The organism is Paenibacillus pabuli NBRC 13638 (assembly GCF_001514495.1).
Taxonomy (GTDB): domain Bacteria; phylum Bacillota; class Bacilli; order Paenibacillales; family Paenibacillaceae; genus Paenibacillus; species Paenibacillus pabuli.
On record NZ_BCNM01000020.1, the window covers coordinates 21,551 to 40,255 of the forward strand.

Below are 18,705 nucleotides of genomic sequence, written 5' to 3' on the forward strand. Positions count from 1 at the left end.
CGTGGCCTTTTTTTGCATTTTTCGAGGTTATATGGGGCTTGAGGAAGAAGCGATCAAAATGTTTATATACAAATAGTCCCTCTGCCGCACTGTATACTTTCTATCCCACACAAACGTTCCCACCATAATGAAGGCTATTCTCCCGATTCCATGCTCCTCGACCCTTTCGGAGACACACCCGTCACTCGCTTAAACATTTTGGAAAACAGCAATGGATCTGTGTACCCCACAGAGCGGGCCACCTCGCTAACCGATAGGGAAGAATGCTGCAGCAGTTCAGCTGCACGATTCATTCGATATTCAAGAAAGAAAGCCTGTAAAGACTTGCCGTACCTCTCCTTGAAAAGCCCTGACAGATATGTTCGGTCCAAGCCTACGGCTCGGGCAATATCAAGGATTGAAGTCCTCTGACTATACCCGTTTTCTATAAATTGAACAGCCTGTCTAATGTATTCCTCTTTGGTCGACAAAGGCCGTTGTTCCTGCTCTCCTGTAGGAGAAGATGCAATCAGCTCCGCGATCAATCGGTACAGCAAGCTCTGGTTAAATACATCTCCTCCATTGTGTTTGGATGATTGAACCATCTCGGTATACAAACGGTCAAAAGTGTCCGAATCTCTGGCATCAAATACAGGATGTGCCGGGCTGATGTGAGCTCGCTGCATGAACGCCTTGGCATGAACACCCTTGAATCCGAACCAAGAGTAGGTCCATGGCTGCTTCGCATCGGCTTCATAATGAATAAGCGTATCCGGAAGAATCACGAAGCCCTGGCCCTGTGTAAGCTCATATTGCTGATCCGCCATAAACACCGTGCCCCGTCCTTCATGAATGTAATGAACAATATAGGCATCCCGAACACCCGGCCCCCAATAATGCGACGGATCACATGCCTGCCACCCGAAAAACAACAGTACCAATTCCATCTGCTTCAAATCCATGGGAACCACGTTCGTTTCGATTAGTTTCAACATTTCACACTCCCTCTGTTCAAAACATCGAACCATCTCTCCATTAAAATTATAACAGGTAAATAGATGAATTATTAGCTGTAAGCGAATCCAAAAATGGGATTATGCCATGTTTCAGAGAGGTTGAGCCATAGTTATATTAGCCCGATCCACCTATATTGGAGGTACACCATTTATTCAGGAGGCTGAACTTGAGATGAACAAAATTACATTCCTCGGTGCGGGAAGCACCGTTTTTGTCAAAAATGTATTGGGTGATGTCATGATGACTGAAGCACTTCAGGATTTTGAGCTGGCGTTGTTCGATATTGATGCTGAACGCCTAAACGACTCGGAGCGCTTGCTTACCAGTATGGCCCGTTCGCTCGGAAGCCAATGTGCCATCAAAGCTTATACCGACCGCAAGGAAGCGCTGCGCGGGGCCAAGTATGTAATCAATGCCATTCAGGTAGGCGGATATGATCCATGTACCATTACGGATTTTGAGATTCCGAAGAAATATGGATTGCGTCAGACGATTGCCGATACGCTCGGGATTGGCGGGATTTTCCGTAACTTGCGGACGATTCCGGTGATGCTCGATTTTGCACGGGATATGCAGGAAGTGTGCCCGGATGCGTGGTTCCTGAACTACACCAACCCGATGGCGGTACTGACGAATGTCATGAACGTGCACGGCGGAATCAAAACCGTAGGTCTGTGTCACAGTGTACAGGTGTGTGTGCCGCATCTGTTTGATGCACTGGGGATTGATCAGACGAGTGTGGTCGCGAAGGTTGCGGGTATCAACCATATGGCCTGGCTGCTGGAAGTAACTCGGGATGGTCAGGATCTGTATCCGGAGATTAAACGTCTGGCGAAGGAAAAGCAGAAGGAGCAGCATGGCGACATGGTACGTTATGAGCTGATGCAGCGCTTTGGATACTATGTAACCGAGTCGTCCGAGCATAATGCCGAGTACCATCCTTATTTTATCAAACGAAACTATCCGGAGCTGATCGAACGCTTCAACATTCCGCTGGATGAGTATCCGCGCCGCTGCGTGAACCAGATTGAAGGCTGGAAAGAAATGCGGGAGAAGCTGTTATCCAGTGAAAATATTGAACATACGCGCAGCCGGGAATACGCTTCACATATTATGGAGGCCATGGAGACGGATCGCCCTTACAAAATCGGCGGCAATGTCATGAATACCGGACTGATCACCAACCTGCCTCGTGAAGCGTGTGTTGAGGTGCCTTGTCTTGTTGATGGTTCAGGCATCAGCCCGACGTACATCGGGGACCTGCCTCCACAACTTGCGGCATTGAACCGCACGAATATTAACACTCAACTGTTAACCATCGAAGCGGCAATTACGGGCAAAAGAGAGCACATCTATCATGCCGCGATGCTTGATCCGCACACAGCTGCCGAGCTGTCCATCGATGATATCGTCTCAATGTGTGATGAACTGATCGAAGCTCATGGGGACTGGTTGCCGAAGTACACGTCATAAGAAGTTCTTTGTTGTACAATTCAAAGCGCTGGTTTTCTCTCAATAGGGAGGAGGCTGGTGCTTTTTTTTGTGTTTTATACTATGATCCAGTCTAATCCTGAAGCAGAAAACGATAGCCGATTCCCGGCTCGGTCTGAATAAAACGTGGACGCGTGGGATCTTCCTGTAATTTTTTGCGTAAATGTCCGACATATACGCGCAAATAATGGCTGTCCGACTCATGATGATGCCCTCCCCACACTTGTTGCAGCAGCTGGCGTTGGGTAATAATTTTGCCTGCATGGGTTGCGAGCACCTTCAGCATTTCATACTCGGTTGGGGTTAATTTTACGGGTGATCCATCCAAATCAACCTGTCTCTGGGCCAGATCAATCGTAAGCGGACCAAAACGCAATACCGGCTCATCCGTAGTTTTGGCCACATGGCGAAGGGCAACCCGAATACGGGCAACGAGCTCTCCCATGCCAAACGGTTTCGTGACATAATCATCTGCCCCGCCATCGAGTGCAGCAATTTTATCCTCTTCGCGATCTTTTGCCGTCAGCACGATGACCGGTACATGCGACCACTCCCGGATTCGCTCAAGTACATCCATTCCGGACATACCTGGCAAGCCCAGATCAAGCACAATCAGATCAGGATGTACCATGCTCGCCTGAATGACCGCTTCTTCGCCGTCGGCGCATTCGTGAATCTCAAATTGGTGCGCCTGAAGCGTAACCTTCAGCAGTTTACGGATTTGTGGTTCATCATCCACAATTAATATGCGCGCGCCTTGCGGTGCTGTCATGTTATTCTTCCTCTCCTTGTCCCATATACGGGAATGATGCTTCGGGTTCCTCTGTGGGCAAACTGATGCATACCCGCGTCCCGCCTCCCGGATTCGGTTCTGCGGTGATTGTACCTCCGTGAACTTCGACGATTCCTCTACAGATGGCAAGCCCAAGTCCCGTACCTGTCACATGCCGTGACGACTCGGATCGATAAAATTTCTCAAACACCCGCTCGCGGTCTGCTTCCGGAATCCCGACACCCGAATCAGCTACCACAATGGTCATTCGTCCATGCCGCTCATCCATCTTCACCGTAATGACGATTTCACTGTCCTCTGGTGAGTATTTGATGGCATTACTGATCACATTGACCAGAACCTGCTCCAGCAAAACCTCATCCCCGGATACAAAAGGCGGCTGATCAGGCAATTCCACTCGAATGCGACGTTGCTGGATGAATTGCTGAACCTGGGTTAACACAATGCCGATCATGTCGCCCACATCGCACCATTTTCTGCGCAGCTGCAGCATGCCACTCTCCAGCTTCACCATGCCCAGCAAATTGGTTACCAGCCTGTTCATGCGCAGCGCTCCATCCCGAATATTGCCTGTCAGTTCTTTACGATCCTCCGGGGTAAACAGAGAGTCATTCTCCAGCAGGCCCGTCGCTGAGCCAATGATGGCCGTAAGGGGTGTGCGCAGCTCATGGGATACCGAGTCCAGCAAAGCGGTGCGAATTCGTTCCGATTCAGCCGTCACCTGCGCAAGTCTCGCTTCTTCAGCCAGTTTAACACGGGCAATGGCGCTTGCTGCCAGCCCGCCACACGCTTCCAGCAAACGCAGCTCTTCCCGCTGCTCCTGAAGATCGCTGGATTCCAGATTCACGGCGAGCACCCCATGAATTTGATTCTCCGTACGCAGCGGTACATACAAACCAGGCGATTCCCGCAGGCTGGAGGACCCACGTCCGGCGATTTCGCCATGTTTATGTACCCATTTGGCAATAGCGACTTCAGCTTCTCCTTCACCCCATGTTATTACATCCAAATCCTCCGAGGAGGAGGTAACCTGAAGTTCACCTTGAGCATTCGGGAGATATAAAGCCGCCGGAGTTCCAAGTGTCAGTGACACTTGTCTCGCAATGTTGCCGAGTAGGGTATGCAAATCTGTAACAGCCGTCATCTGACGACTTAAAGCATACAGCGAATTCGTTGTAATCTCGCGTTGTTTTACCACCTCCAGCTGCTGCCGCAGGCGTCCCGCCAGACTCGCCGTTAATACCGCCACTGCCAAATACACAATAAAGGAAAAAATATATCGCAAATCTTCAACCGTAAAACTGAGATACGGAGGAACAAAAAAGAAGTCAAAGGCAACGACGCTAAGACTTGCTGCATATATGGCCGGCCCCATTCCCCAGTACACAGCGCTGATCAATACCGGAAAAAGATAAATTAACCCCACGTTAACCAGGTCATCGCTAATCCCTATCACATGAAGCAGAAGGGTTAACAATGTGATCCCAAGGGTTACCCATATATATTTGGGAACACGGTTCAGCTTCAGCCGGACGTCTTCCCCTTTATTTCGTTCAGACACAGCACATCTCACATCCCGCTCAGATCATAATCGTAGTCCGCAACGATCAATACGTCCATATGTCTGGATAACCGCACCAGCCTGCTGACCACCGTTCCCTTTCCACGATAGCCGTTCAGCCACCAGACCCGCTTCGCTTGACCAACCACCAACTGCGTTGCTTTTTCCTCAGAAGCTTTACCCGCCAAAATACCAGGTACATCTCTCAGCCTCTGGCTATGATGAATATGAAATTTGCCGCCCAGTCGAACGGTCAGCTGTTCCAGTTCCTCCAACTGGCATTTCACTTCATCATTCATGACTTGACCTACATGAACATGGTGCACATGCCAGACCGCCTTTAACCGGTAGGCTGTACGAAATCCGCGGCGGATCAGTCGTTCAGCATGCTCATCACTGCTTACGCAGACAAAGACCGCCTCCTGTCTGCGCCAGGGACCGCGGAGTGCACTTTTGCGTTCCTGTGATTCGAGGCGTTCATCCACATCATCGGCCAATTCCCGCAGAGCGAGTTCCCGCAAGGCAATCAGATTGCCAATGCGAAAAAAATGACCAAGCGCTTGTTCCACCTTGGCTGCTGCATAGATTTTACCCTCCCGCATGCGTTGCCGCAAGGCTTGGGGGGCCACATCGATAAGTTGGACCTCATCTGCCGTTTGCAAAATCTGATCCGGCACCGTCTCTCTGACCCGAATTCCCGTAATATGTTCCACCGCATCGTTCAGACTTTCCAGATGCTGTACATTCACGGTAGTGATGACAGAGATGCCCGCATCCAACAGGATCTGCACATCTTCGTAACGCTTTTGCCGTAAGCTTCTTGGAACATTCGTATGCGCAAGCTCATCCACCAATACGACTTCAGGACATAGACGAAGAATCGCTTCGGTATCCATTTCTTCAAGCTGCACTCCTTGGTATGTCCGCTGCTCCCGCGGAATGATGGATAGTTGGCCGATCTGTTCCACCGTCTCCGCCCGATTATGTGTCTCCAGCAGACCAATCCGTACGTCGATGCCTTTGCGGAGCAGATCATTACCCTCCCGGAGCATCATATACGTTTTTCCCACACCTGGCGCAGCACCGATGTATACCTTGAACTTGCCACGCCGAATCTGACCAATCTGTGCCTTCATCTCCTGCTCGCTTAACCTGCGATAGGTTGGAGTCTCTGTATCTGGCAATCGGGTCGGAAGCACCCGCTCGCCCTCATGCTGTGCCCGATCGGCTAGCAAAAACAGATCCACCCCCCGCACCCTTCGCAGCAAGGAATTAACAAATGATCCCCGCCACAGCTCCTGCCAGCGACTGTGCCGTGAATGTCCCATAACAATACGGGTAATCTGATGCTGGACTGCGTAGCGCGCAAGCGTAGATGGAATGTTACGGCGGTGTAACACAGGCAATTCCTCAAAATGCCCTCCGAATTTCTCCACCAGTTTGATCATGTTGCGACGAAAAACAGTAGCCTCCTTGGTTAGCGGCTGCTTCATATTGCGAAAGGTTACGGCATGCAGATCTCCGTTTAATCTCTTCGCAATCTGCTGTCCCCGCCGAATATAGATGGACCCGTTCCAGTGATATTGGGTGGATACCAAAATGCGTTCCATAATGCCTGTCGTAACCGTAATTCCCATCTCTTCCCGGTGCTCACGCAGTGATTCGTTGACCCCTTCCGCGACAAGTCGGAGAGCCAGTTCACGCAAAATGCCCAAATTGCCATGCCGAAACACCGCTTCACCTTCATGTCCCCGAAGATGTCCCTCGGCAAGACGGCTTAATACAGTCTCCGGGGTTACATCGATCAGCTTCACTTCATCGGCCAGTTCAAGGGTATCGGCAGGCACGGTATGCTCTGCTGCAATACCCGTTAGCTGGCGCGCAAGCTCCGTATATCCCTCCAGCTCATATACATTCACCGTTGTAATGACACTGATGTTGTGTCGCAGCAAATACTGAATGTCTTCCAGTCGGGTTGCATGACGTGCCCCTTTTCGGTTTCTATGAGCTAGCCCGTCAACGAGCACAACCTCCGGATTACGTGCCAGCAGGGCATCCAGATTCAGATCCTTCATCTCCATGCCATCCTTCCATTGAGACCAGTGAATGCTTGGAATCCGCTCCAACTCGCCGAGCTGCTCCACAGTCTCCGGTCTTTGCATGGTCGACACAGCGCAGATTACCACATCAATCCCCTGATGGCGCAATGTGTTTCCTTCCCTAAGCATATGATACGTTTTGCCCGAACCGCTGACCGGACCGATATATATCTTCAAAGTGCCCTGCTGCAGCTTCGTGATCATCTTCAAGATGTCTTCCGGGGACTTCCGCTTGAAGCTGTCTTCCATCTTTGCTCACTCCCCCCCCAGCATCCCTTTACTTCACATGGAGAAAGCCCCCTCCGAAGCTCGGAAGAAGGCCTGATACGAATCCTGTAAAGATAACTGCATCCTCTGTGCCAAGAAAACGTGTATTTTAGATCAAGGCAAACAAAACACCCTTTTAGCCTGTATCCAAAACACATCAACTCACCCTAACAGGATGCTTGTTATTTCAGTTCAGCCGTCAATGCCAAATTCAAATCAGTCACATTCACACGCGGTTCACCGAACAATCCTAACTCTCGCCCTTGTGTATGTTCCTCCACGATCTTGGTAAGCTCTTGCTCTCCAAGGCCTGTTGCCTGGCTAATTCGCGGAATCTGTGCTTTTGCCGCTTCAGGCGAAAGATCGGGATCAAGGCCGGAACCAGAACCCGTCACAAGATCGGCCGGAATTCGCTGCAATCCCGGATTCTCTTGCTTAAGCTGAGATACCTTTTCCTTCATCTCAGTAATATATGCCTCCGAGGCCACAGCGCGATTGGAACCTGTCGATGCGGTGCCATCATAATTGGCGTTCGATGCCCGGGGCTGGAACAGTCCCGGCGACTTTACTTCCTGCGCCAGCAGCGACGAACCGATGGTTTTCCCACTTTGTGTGATTAGACTGCCGTTGGCCTGTTTCGAGAAGAGCAGCTGCGCCGCTCCGGTTGTAGCCAGCGGGTAAATAATACCGCAAATCAGCATAAGCACGACAGACAACCGAATGGCGGGCAGTACCTGTTTCATATGAATCACATCCTGATTTCGTTATTAGTTAAAACATCACACCAGATGAAGACCCGACAGCACCAGATCAATCAGCTTAATTCCGATAAAGGGTACGATTACACCGCCCACACCATAGATGAACACATTCCGTCCAAGCAGCCGCTCCGCGGACATGGCCCGATACTTCACACCCCGCATGGCGATTGGGATGAGCAGCGGGATAATGATGGCGTTGAAGATCAACGCTGACAGAATCGCGGACTGCGGTGAAGCGAGATTCATAATATTAAGTGCCTGAAGCTGCGGCATGGCTAGAATAAACATGGCCGGAATGATGGCGAAATACTTGGCAATATCATTGGATATCGAAAAGGTCGTCAGTGCACCGCGGGTAATGAGCAGCTGCTTACCAATGGAGACCACCGACAACAGCTTGGTCGGGTCGGAATCCAGATCAATCATATTGGCCGCTTCCTTGGCCGCCATGGTGCCCGAATTCATCGCCAGGCCCACATCGGCCTGCGCCAGAGCAGGCGCATCGTTGGTGCCGTCGCCGGTCATGGCGACAAGCTTGCCCTCCTGCTGCTCTTTTTTGATCGCGGTAATCTTGTCTTCTGGCTTAGCTTCGGCAATAAAATCATCCACGCCCGCTTCCAGCGCAATAGTCGCCGCTGTCAGGGGGTTATCCCCTGTACACATGATTGTCTTGATGCCCATGGATCGCATCTCTGCAAACTTCTCTTTCAGTCCTGGTTTCACCGTATCTTTCAAATAGATCACACCATAAATCTGGTCATCAATCGCAACAGCAAGCGGTGTACCCCCAGCCTTGGCAATTCGGTTAGCTATATCGTCCAAATCGCCGGGTATCCGTCCCCCACGGGAGGAAATATGGCGTTTGATCGCATCCACCGCACCTTTGCGAATCTGCTTCCCACCGCTTAGATTCAGACCCGACATGCGGGTCTCTGCGGTGAAGTTCACATGTTCAGCATCTGCATATTCTGTCTCCGACCAGTTCTCGCCCTGCTTGCCAGCCAATTCCACGACCGAGCGCCCCTCTGGTGTCTCATCGACTACGGAAGCTTGCAGCGCAGCCCGGGTCACCTCCTGTGCAGATACGCCCTGAACGGGAATAAACTCCGAGGCCATGCGGTTGCCGTACGTAATTGTTCCGGTTTTGTCCAGGATTAGCGTGTCAATATCGCCTGCCGCTTCCACCGCTTTACCCGACATGGCGAGTACGTTGAACTGCGTGACACGGTCCATCCCCGCAATACCGATCGCAGATAACAACCCGCCAATCGTCGTCGGAATCAGACAGACAAGCAATGCGATAAGGGTAGCCAGATCAAGCCGGATGCCCAAATAGTTCGCCATTGGCACCATGGTCATGATGACAATCAGGAATATCAGGGTCAACACGGCGAGCAGTGTTGTTAGCGCAATTTCATTCGGCGTTTTCTGGCGCTGTGCGCCTTCAACGAGAGAGATCATTCGGTCGAGGAACGACTCCCCCGGATCGGTCTGCACACGCATCACGATATAGTCGGAAGTAACCCGCGTGCCTCCCGTAACGGAGGAGAAGTCGCCGCCAGCCTCCTTGATTACGGGAGCCGATTCACCGGTAATGGCAGACTCGTCGATAGAGGCCAGCCCTTCAATAATCTCCCCGTCCGTGGGAATCAGTTCTCCTGCTTCTACACGGACGATATCTCCTTTTTTCAACTGGGTCGACGACACTTGCTTGATGGTTCCGTCTTTCTGTACCAGCTTCGCAGTGGTGTCCGATTTCGTCTTGCGCAGCGTATCCGCCTGAGCCTTGCCCCGTCCCTCTGCCAGTGCTTCTGCAAAGTTGGCAAACAGCAATGTGAACAACAGGATGAGAAACACCGCGATGTTGTATCCCCGCCCTGCCTCGGATGCAACAAACAGATCCGGATGGATACATAACAGTAATGTGATGAGTGTGCCAACTTCGACGATAAACATTACCGGATTTTTGATCATGACGACCGGGTTCAGCTTCTTGAAGGCATCCAGAGATGCCTGGAGCAGAATATCCCGACTTAATGTTTTGGTTCTTTTGGGCGTACCGGGATCCGTACCCGTACCTCTCGTTCCTTTACCCTGGGTTCTGATCGTGCCTCTGTCTAATCCTTCCACCGTCTGTTCCTTCTTTCGTTCTACAACATTCATTGTGGTAATCCACCTCCGCACTTTGCGTCCTTGCTCGTATTCCCATATCCGATCACCGTACCATTCATCATTGGGCCTTCCATCATCGAATCATTGCCAAATGTTCTGCAATCGGTCCAAGCGCCAGTGATGGGAAGAACGTCAGCGCCCCAACGACCACAATCATCATCACCAGAATTCCTGCAAAAAGAGGTGTGTGCGTACGCAGTGTACCCGTTGTTACGGGAACCATTCGTTTGGTGGCCAGTGATCCGGCAATGGCGATCATTGCGATCATGGAAATGTATCTTCCGAGCAGCATCACCACACCAATGGCGATGTTGTAAAAGTCCGTGTTGGCATTCAGCCCGGCAAATGCCGATCCATTATTGGCAGCCCCAGATGCAAAGGCATATAATACCTCGCTCAGACCATGCATGCCTGAATTTGAAATCGAAGCAACAGATTCAGGACGCATAAGCGCCAGCGCGGTCGGAGCCAGAATAATTAAAGGATGAACAAGCAGCGCGATGGACGCGAGCTTCACTTCCTTACCCTCAATTTTTTTGCCCAGAAATTCAGGGGTCCGCCCAACCATCAGCCCACAGATAAACACGGCCAGAATCACATAGAGCAATCCGTTGAGCAAACCTACTCCTTTACCACCGAATACGTTGTTGAGCATCATCTCGGCCAGTGCAACCATGCCACCAAGCGGTGTGAGCGACTCATGCATATTGTTCACTGACCCGGTTGTGGCTGCTGTGGTCACCGCTGTGAAAAGCGCCGATTCGGATACCCCAAACCTGACTTCCTTGCCTTCCATATTACCTTGGATTCCCATCGCATCCAGCGCTGGCACACCGCGATATTCCGAAACAAATACCGTGGTCAGCATCACGAGGAAAAGTAAACTCATGGCCGCAAACAGCGTCCAGCCCTGCTTCCGGTTGTTCACCATGATGCCGAAGGCGTAAACCAGCGCAGTAGGAAGCAGCATCATGCAGACGATATGCACCAGGTTCGACAACGCCGTGGGGTTCTCAAATGGATGCGCTGCATTGGTTCCGAACCAGCCTCCACCATTGGTACCCAAGTGTTTGATCGATTCCAGCGAAGCGACCAGCCCGCGGCTAATCGTCTGCTGCGCCCCGTCCAGCGTGGTCGCGTTCACGGCTCCCGCCAGTGTCTGAGGCACACCCTGGAATACGAGGAACAACGCCACAATGAAGCTCAGCGGCAAAAAGATTCTCGTAATCGACCGTACCACGTCGACGTAAAAGTTCCCCAGTTCATCCCGTCGGCCCACCAGGCCGCGAATGAAGGCAATAGCGACCGCGAAGCCGGTCGCGGCTGAGGTGAACATCGGAAACGTTACTGCCAGCATCTGGGACAGATACGACAGGGCGTTCTCTCCCGTGTAAGACTGCCAGTTCGTGTTGGTCATGAACGATGCAGCTGTATTAAACGCCTGTGCCGCAGGCATATTGCCGATGCCATCCGGGTTGAGCGGCAAATACTTTTGCAGCCGCAGCACCAGAAACATCAATAACAGCATGACGAAGTTTGAGATGAGCACGGCTGACAGGTACTTTTTCCAACCCATCGACTCGTTCTCCTTCACCCCCATCAATCGATACAGGAATCGCTCAGGCCCGCCAAATATCCGATCCAGTCCTGTTCGTTTGCCGTCAAACACCTTCACCAGATAACTCCCCACTGGCTTCACCAGCAGTATGATGATCAGCAGCGTCACCGCTACTTGTAATAAACCGCTACTCATATCCGTATGTCCTCCCTGAAATCGACAATCCGATTGCCTCTGAAATTGTACACCATGCCACCATCAGAATTTCTCTGGCCTCACCAGCACATAACCGAGATAAATCACCAATGCCAATACAATAACTCCGATGACGATCATGCGGCTCCCCCTCTCTGCCTCAAGCCTTCTCGCAAAATTTCACAAATCCCCAGAACACCATAAACAACAGCACCATCAGCCCGATTATCGTGGCATCATTCACCATTCGGCTAACCTCCCTCTCTCTACCGTTCTTCCTACTTGCTACATCAACAATCGTAATACGGAACGCTGTAAAAAGGGGGTAAAGAAATCCCTGCCAGGGTGTAAAAAAAGCGTAAAAAAAGACCCGCTCCCTTCAGCAATCAGCTGAAGAAAACGAGTCTATGGATATGGGGAAGTCCTTCATCCAAACGGATTCTGGGCCCACTGCATCAATCTCTTCCGGGTAATTTTCCCGTGTGACGTATGTTGAATGACTTGGCCGCTGTCCAGCAGCAGAACTTGAGGTGATTCATGGTGAACCTCGGTATCTTCCGCAATACGGCGGGACAGCGAGCGACTTTCGATGACTCTGACAATCCGGTACTCCATCTTTTGGGCGGGATCTGATGCATTCGAGCCTACAAACGCCATAAACTCCCTGTACGCTCTCGCACTAGTAGGACAAGTTGTACTGTGTTTCAACAGCAGCACCGGATGATCCTGCGACCGCTCAAGTATCTCTTCCCATTCCTCATGCTTATGCAATTCCTTGACATGCTCACTCAGCATATCATCCAGCCCTGCACCTGCACGTTTGCTAACAACAGATCCAACCACAACGCCCAATGCCGCACCAAAGGCAACCCCCAGAGCCAGCTGATTTGCAGCCACACCCATACTTATTCCAATGGCGATACCAAGGACAAGCCAAAGTGCTTGGGGATTTGTTTTTTTGTCCATGAAAATCGTCCTCTCTGAAGATTAGACTTTTATATGTATACTCAATCGTTCACTTTAATGTAGGGGCATTCATTCGTTTGACCATATAACCTCAGGTCTTCATCGTGTTTAACGGGTTTTGTCTTGTGCAAAATTATAACATAGGCGCCTGCGCAGGCGCTTTATATTCTTCTATGGGTACCCTTTTGTGATACACTGAATGTAATTTGGCAACGATGAACATGAAGAAAAAGATTGGAAAGGCGGAAATTCGTTATGGCATATGCTTTTATGATTGAACCGCAGTATTATACCGCTTTTGAGAACGAGGACGAGCTGATTGAAAAGTGTCAGGAGTGGGGCCTGCTTTCGGAGAAAGCCACTAAGGTCAAAACCTTCTATTATAAAGGAAATGGGTTGAATGTGCCTTGCACCATCATTGGCTTTGTCGATCATATGGCTGCAGTCATTCAACTGGACAACGAACAAAAGCACTGCATTCATCCGTCTTATCTAAAGGAAATGCAGGCGTCCAGCTATAGTATTAAAAATCCGATTGGAGCCGGAACAGGAACAGACAAGCCAAGCGAACCTGTCGCTGTATCCCATACCGAAGATATCCTTAGCCCGGATACATCCTCCAATTCAGAGGCGTTTCCTTCCGGCTCAATTGAGATTGACTCGACGTTCGACCCGGATGATGATGATGAAGATCCCTCATCTGGTCTAAAAGGCGACCCGGACGGTCTGGTGGAAGAGTATATTGGACCCGCAAACGGGGCAGCCAGCACAGCCAAGCCAAAAGCAAAAACGGCAGGCAAGGCCAAGTCGGCCAAAATAGACTTGCCAGAGGGTAAAGTGAAGATGTCCGCAGTGGTGAAGGAATTTACAACTGTGCCCAATCACTTTTCCGACAACGACGACGAGGTCATCATATACGAAGCCGTTACAATTACGGACCCTGATGTCGTTGACATTGGCGAAGCCTGGTCCAGCCATAGTGCCACTATGAAGAAACAGGAGCTTGAAGTGGGTGATGTGCTGACTTTTGAAGCAAAAATCATCAAGAAAAAGCTGACCAAGAACCCGGTTCCCTATAAAATTAATAACCCTTCCAAGATTCAAAAGGAAGATTAATCTCTCAAAAGGGAAATTAAAAAAACCTCAACGACTGCTCAAAGCAGATCGTAGAGGTTTTTTCCATTGAAAAGCGATATCGCCCGAGGGAAAGCTGTCCTATGCTTGCCCAGGTGTAGCGCTAATCTGAAACTGTACGCCAAACTTGTCCGTTACCATGCCATAGGCTGGGCTCCAGAATGTTTCCTGTATCGGCATTTTCACTTCGCCACCATCTTGCAACTGGTTAAAGATTGCTTTGGCTTCATCCGCAGTATCCGTGTTGACCGTGACACTGATATGATTACCGATGATATGAGGCATCCCAGGAAATGTATCGGATAACATTAATACAGAGCTGCCAATCTGCAAAGAAGCATGCATGATGCGGTCTTTCGCTTCTGGCGGTACCGGATGATCCGGATTGGATGGACCGTCGCCAAATGTCTGGATTGCCAGCACTTCCGCTCCAAATACCTCTTTATAGAACTCCACTGCTTCACGTCCATTACCATCTGTTACAAGATACACATTCAGGCTGATCGACATGCGTTCTTCATCTCCTTGGGCTTATGTAATGATACGTTCATGCCACTTGCGACATGAGTATATACGAATCGGCTCCCCTTTGACAAGCGCTTATTTCTTCACTCATCTCTACGGGCCGTTACATGATTAGGGTTACCCACATATTCTTTTTCCATCCGCTGGTAGCTTGTCTAGGTGAAAGTGGTTTTAGATCAAATCATTCAACCTTTCCTCAAAAAAAGGCCACTCTCCCGAATCCTGTCGGTCAAATGGCTGTGGTCAATCCTATGAGGTTAACGTGTATTGACGATGCTATCTATTTCACTTTTCAATAAGAGGTATCGGTGAACACTTCTCATGATCGGGACCTTCGTTAGTTTGTTCTTGTCCACATACAGTTTCATCTGGTCTTTGGTCAAACCAAGCAAACTCCCTGCTTCCGATACCGTCAATACGACCTCGGGATTCGTCGCATTAAATGTCTTCTTTACTTTCTGATTCCAGTCCTCGAATACCTGCATAGATCAGCGACCTCTCCCATCCATAGCCAGTTATTTTCCAGGCTGAATATATCCATTATACCATACTTGTGATGCTCGTAACTTAATCCTTGCATAAGTCCATATTCTGTTAGTCATATTCCCTTCTTGACCCTAACGTTAACTGGAGGCTTTATACTGGCAGCAGGAGGGGATTAGCATGATTATTTCACCTGCACATGTAACCCAGAAACGCCCCCATCATGGTATGGCGATTATTGGAATGAGCTGGTTAACGATGACATTGGGTCTGTTTTTTGCTACACTCGCAGGGGAATTTACCCGTACTATGGATGCTGCTGAATGGATGATTCATCTCATCCAGGCTGTCGTCATGATAAGCATCGTCTTACCCGTATTATTCTTCATTCGGAGGCGTTTCCATATGAAGTCCATTCTTCTTCCTCTGTCTGGAAAAGGCATCATCCACTTGCTCTCCGGGGCATTATTTGCCACTTGTCTAACCTTCATCGGTTTGGCGATAGCCAATATGAATGGCTGGGTTATAATTACAGAATGGCACTTCTCAGCCGAGTTCTTGATTGCCGTCATAATCAATAGTTGTATTGCATTCTTGTATGAAGCCTTGCCAGAGGAACTGTCCCTGCGAGGTATGGTCTATGATGGATTACGTTCCAGACTGCGATTTCCTGTGGTTTTCGCTTATGTATCTCAAGTCATACTCTTCCTGCTGGTTCCGTTGAGCGTCAGCTTGTTACAAGAGCTCGTCGGTATGGATGCCGGAAACCAGATCACTCCGGAATACATAATCCTGCTCTTGACCTATGGGATTACATTACAGCTTCTGCGCAGTTTGACCCAATCTTTATGGGCCTCCATCGGATTCCATGTCGCTTACTTGGAAGTAGCCCGATTCGTTGTTATTCCAGGTGATAGACCTGCACTGTTAAGCTACACCGAGCAAGATCATGGATTGGCCGAAGTATTTATTTTATATATGATGACGGTCTTTGTCGGTGCGATCATTCTGGCGCTGCTCAACTCATGGCGCTGGTGGAGAATACATCAATCATGAGGGAGGGCACTGCCTTTTGTATACCGTTGGACAACTATCCAAACATACCGGGGTATCTATCCGAACACTGCATTATTATGAGAAATTGGGTTTGCTGCAACCGACCCGTAATGAGAACAATCAGTATCGCACATATGGTGAAAAGGATATTTTACGGCTTCAGCAGATCATCATTCTGAAGAAAATGCACTTTAAATTGAATGAGATTGGAGTATTCCTTGAACAGGATGCTGCCCACTCCGCGCCAGAGAATATCATCTCTTTATGGAATAATACATTGGAACAGCAACTGGCCGTTGTCAAGGAACAGCAGGAGAAATTAAGCAAAGTTGAGCATCTTCTTTTTTCGACCATATATGCCATCAGAGCCTCCGGTACGATTAGCCTGGATGAGATGTTGGGTTTCATTCGTGAACTGGAGCAGCCCCCTGGCAGTTCCCGTCGAGATGTTTTTACACCTGAAGAAATGGAATCGCTACCCTTAAATGATCAGAACAATCCACTAACGATGGAATGGGCCGATATTCTTCGAGATATTCATACATGCAAGATGGAATCTGCAGATTCAGAAGCCTCACGATTACTGGCCCTCCGAATCTATGATTATGCCGAAAGGGCTTTTCAAGGGAATGTAGCGCTGGCACAAAAATATTGGGATTATATCGCCCCGGAGGATGATCAGCCAGCACGTGTGTATGGTATGACAACAGAAACCATGCGTTACATTGAAACGATTCTGGATCGATGGGCAATTCAAGATCTGGGGGATCAACCATAAGAGCCACTTCGAAAAGTGGCCCTTGATCCATCCTGTTGCTATGCTTATTACGCCTCTTCCCAGAATCGTCGCAGGTTGCTCATGGCGATTTTGGACGCGGATTTGCATTCCTCCATGCCTTCGAACTCCACCGTAATGTTGCCATCATAACCAGAGTCTTTAATCAGCTTCACAATCTTGCGAATCGGAATATCTCCTTGCCCAACAATGGCGCCACGCAGGAAGTTGCCGTAAGCGGTTGTGAACCATTCCCCTTCGCCTGGATGCTCATCAAAAGGACGGAAATAAAAGTCTTTGAAGTGGACCAGGGAAGCATACGGCAGATTTTTCATGACCCCGATAATCGGATTCTCATCCACACACATGAAGTTGCCGATATCGAGTGTCGTTTTGAAGTTGGGACGATCTACGGCATGAAGCACACGCTGCACACGGTCACTGGCCTGCACACTGAAGCCGTGATTCTCAATGGTTGTTGTTATGCCAAACTGTGCTGCATAATCAGCAATGATCTGACTTCCCTTTACCATCAGAGGCAGATTGTCCTCGAACCAGGCAATGGTCATTTTCTCCTTAGGCAGCGTAAACGCCGTTACGTCATGACGCATGTGCTTTACACCCATCCGGTGTACAACATCCACATGTCTTTTGACCCGAGCCATCTCTTCTTCAAAAGCTTCTTCCGTCTCCTGCACGAAATTCGCAGGCATCGAATAGTTGGACAGCTCAATCCCCGCAGAAGCAGCTCGCTCTCGAATAGCGTCGGCCAGATCAGGATTGTCCTCCACGGTATAGCCATACGGCACCATCTCCATATGCTCGCCACCATTTGCAGCAATCCAGTCGATGACATCCAGAACCGTCATTTCACCCGAATTCAGATCGTTCAACAAGCTATACGTACTCAGGCCCACTTTCATCTGCTCAGCTCCCTATCGGTATTGTTGGATAAATTTAACCGCTTTGCGAATGTCCTGCTCTGGCTGGTCGCCTACCTCGCGTTCAATCGTCAAATACCCCGTATAGCCAATATCCCGAAGGGCAGCAAAGTATCCGTTGAAATCCACACTACCCTCGCCCAGCGGCACCTCACGGAAAAACGTTCCGGAGGAGACCATTTCGGCAATTTTCTCATGATCCATAGGCGCGTATCCCACTGCACCGTATACATCCCTCGGGTCTACTTCCTTCAGGCGCACACCATCCTTCACATGGGTGTGCACAATATAATCCTTGAGCAGATGGACACCCCTTGCAGGGTCATCTCCGGTAACCATCACCATATTCGCCGGGTCAAAATTTACCGAAACTCCGTTGGTGGACAGGGTATCCAAAAACCCTTTTAGGTCTGCTGCCGTTTCCGGTCCCGTCTCAATGGCGAAGTAAGCGCCTGCGCTTTTGGCGTATTGGCCCAGCTCCTCACATGCGGCATGCAGTGTGGCATACACTTCGGAGGAAGGATCGTGCGGAACAATACCGATATGTGTTGTGACGATATTCGTACCCAGATCCAGAGCAAGATCCACGATGCGCTTGGACTTCTCTACTTTCCACGGGTTATCTTCCTTGACCTGAAACCCGTGACCGCCCAAATCGCCAACCAGGGCAGAAATTTCAAGACCGAGAGAATCGATATAACTTCTTAACTCCTTACGGGCTGCCGGAGAGAGATTTTCGGGGTCCATCTCTCCATGGACTGCATAGATCTGTACGCCTTCTGCACCTACATCCTTCGCTTTGCTTAACCCTTCCCGTACACCTACACCGAAGCTATCCACGATAACGCCAATCTTGTTTGTTAATTTCATGCCATACCCTCCCGTAAAATCGGTATTTGATTTTCCATTCCTGGTGAGCCTTCATGATGGCC

At 49.8% G+C, this 18,705-nt stretch carries 17 protein-coding genes; 4 read left to right on the forward strand and 13 right to left on the reverse strand.

Annotated features, from left to right (window positions below):
• Positions 1 to 134 precede the first annotated feature (134 nt).
• Positions 135 to 974 carry an AraC family transcriptional regulator gene (locus tag PPA03S_RS23920; protein ID WP_062326565.1) on the reverse strand — a complete coding sequence of 280 codons (840 nt, stop codon included), beginning with the start codon at positions 972 to 974 and terminating at the stop codon, positions 135 to 137.
• A gap of 193 nt (positions 975 to 1,167) precedes the next feature.
• Here PPA03S_RS23920 and PPA03S_RS23925 point away from each other — a divergent pair, with 193 nt between their 5' ends.
• Positions 1,168 to 2,469 (forward strand): alpha-glucosidase/alpha-galactosidase, encoded by a 1,302-nt coding sequence (locus PPA03S_RS23925; protein WP_062326567.1) that lies wholly within the window; start codon positions 1,168 to 1,170, stop codon positions 2,467 to 2,469.
• Between the two features lie 91 nt (positions 2,470 to 2,560).
• On the opposite strand, the gene PPA03S_RS23930 is transcribed toward PPA03S_RS23925, so the two are convergent.
• The 8 genes from PPA03S_RS23930 to ytxJ form a co-directional block, all read right to left on the reverse strand.
• Positions 2,561 to 3,259 carry a response regulator gene (locus tag PPA03S_RS23930; protein WP_062326569.1) on the reverse strand — a complete coding sequence of 233 codons (699 nt, stop codon included), beginning with the start codon at positions 3,257 to 3,259 and terminating at the stop codon, positions 2,561 to 2,563.
• 1 nt (position 3,260) lies between these two features.
• On the reverse strand, positions 3,261 to 4,841 hold the full coding sequence (locus PPA03S_RS23935; protein WP_082704295.1) for an ATP-binding protein: 1,581 nt from the start codon (positions 4,839 to 4,841) through the stop codon (positions 3,261 to 3,263).
• Positions 4,842 to 4,849: 8 nt separating this feature from the next.
• Complete coding sequence (locus PPA03S_RS23940) at positions 4,850 to 7,189, reverse strand: histidine kinase (RefSeq protein ID WP_062326572.1); 2,340 nt, start codon at positions 7,187 to 7,189, stop codon at positions 4,850 to 4,852.
• Positions 7,190 to 7,389: 200 nt separating this feature from the next.
• Positions 7,390 to 7,950 carry a potassium-transporting ATPase subunit KdpC gene (kdpC, locus tag PPA03S_RS23945; protein WP_062326574.1) on the reverse strand — a complete coding sequence of 187 codons (561 nt, stop codon included), beginning with the start codon at positions 7,948 to 7,950 and terminating at the stop codon, positions 7,390 to 7,392.
• Positions 7,951 to 7,986: 36 nt separating this feature from the next.
• Positions 7,987 to 10,131 (reverse strand): potassium-transporting ATPase subunit KdpB, encoded by a 2,145-nt coding sequence (kdpB, locus tag PPA03S_RS23950; protein ID WP_245683712.1) that lies wholly within the window; start codon positions 10,129 to 10,131, stop codon positions 7,987 to 7,989.
• 82 nt (positions 10,132 to 10,213) lie between these two features.
• Complete coding sequence (kdpA, locus tag PPA03S_RS23955) at positions 10,214 to 11,893, reverse strand: potassium-transporting ATPase subunit KdpA (RefSeq protein ID WP_062326576.1); 1,680 nt, start codon at positions 11,891 to 11,893, stop codon at positions 10,214 to 10,216.
• Between the two features lie 63 nt (positions 11,894 to 11,956).
• Positions 11,957 to 12,034, reverse strand: a complete 78-nt coding sequence (kdpF, locus tag PPA03S_RS34425; RefSeq protein ID WP_082704299.1) for a K(+)-transporting ATPase subunit F — start codon at positions 12,032 to 12,034, stop codon at positions 11,957 to 11,959.
• Positions 12,035 to 12,319: 285 nt separating this feature from the next.
• Entirely contained in the window at positions 12,320 to 12,859 is a 540-nt protein-coding gene (gene ytxJ, locus PPA03S_RS23960; RefSeq protein WP_062326578.1) for a bacillithiol system redox-active protein YtxJ, read from the reverse strand.
• Between the two features lie 255 nt (positions 12,860 to 13,114).
• Here ytxJ and PPA03S_RS23965 point away from each other — a divergent pair, with 255 nt between their 5' ends.
• A complete protein-coding gene (locus tag PPA03S_RS23965; protein WP_062326580.1) occupies positions 13,115 to 13,975 on the forward strand; it encodes a hypothetical protein in 861 nt (286 codons plus the stop codon).
• A gap of 99 nt (positions 13,976 to 14,074) precedes the next feature.
• Here PPA03S_RS23965 and PPA03S_RS23970 read toward each other — a convergent pair whose 3' ends face one another.
• Positions 14,075 to 14,503, reverse strand: a complete 429-nt coding sequence (locus tag PPA03S_RS23970; protein WP_062326582.1) for a VOC family protein — start codon at positions 14,501 to 14,503, stop codon at positions 14,075 to 14,077.
• A gap of 272 nt (positions 14,504 to 14,775) precedes the next feature.
• Positions 14,776 to 15,003, reverse strand: a complete 228-nt coding sequence (locus tag PPA03S_RS23975; protein ID WP_062326583.1) for a hypothetical protein — start codon at positions 15,001 to 15,003, stop codon at positions 14,776 to 14,778.
• Positions 15,004 to 15,181: 178 nt separating this feature from the next.
• Between PPA03S_RS23975 and PPA03S_RS23980 the strand changes: the two genes are divergently transcribed.
• Together PPA03S_RS23980 and PPA03S_RS23985 are read left to right on the forward strand one after the other, a co-directional pair.
• Positions 15,182 to 16,057: a CPBP family glutamic-type intramembrane protease gene (locus tag PPA03S_RS23980; RefSeq protein WP_062326586.1), complete on the forward strand. Its 876-nt coding sequence runs from the start codon at positions 15,182 to 15,184 to the stop codon at positions 16,055 to 16,057.
• 16 nt (positions 16,058 to 16,073) lie between these two features.
• A complete protein-coding gene (locus PPA03S_RS23985) occupies positions 16,074 to 16,835 on the forward strand; it encodes a MerR family transcriptional regulator (RefSeq protein WP_062326588.1) in 762 nt (253 codons plus the stop codon).
• Between the two features lie 47 nt (positions 16,836 to 16,882).
• Here PPA03S_RS23985 and PPA03S_RS23990 read toward each other — a convergent pair whose 3' ends face one another.
• Together PPA03S_RS23990 and PPA03S_RS23995 are read right to left on the reverse strand one after the other, a co-directional pair.
• Complete coding sequence (locus PPA03S_RS23990; RefSeq protein ID WP_062326590.1) at positions 16,883 to 17,755, reverse strand: sugar phosphate isomerase/epimerase family protein; 873 nt, start codon at positions 17,753 to 17,755, stop codon at positions 16,883 to 16,885.
• A gap of 12 nt (positions 17,756 to 17,767) precedes the next feature.
• A complete protein-coding gene (locus tag PPA03S_RS23995; protein ID WP_062326592.1) occupies positions 17,768 to 18,643 on the reverse strand; it encodes a sugar phosphate isomerase/epimerase family protein in 876 nt (291 codons plus the stop codon).
• Positions 18,644 to 18,705: the final 62 nt, after the last annotated feature.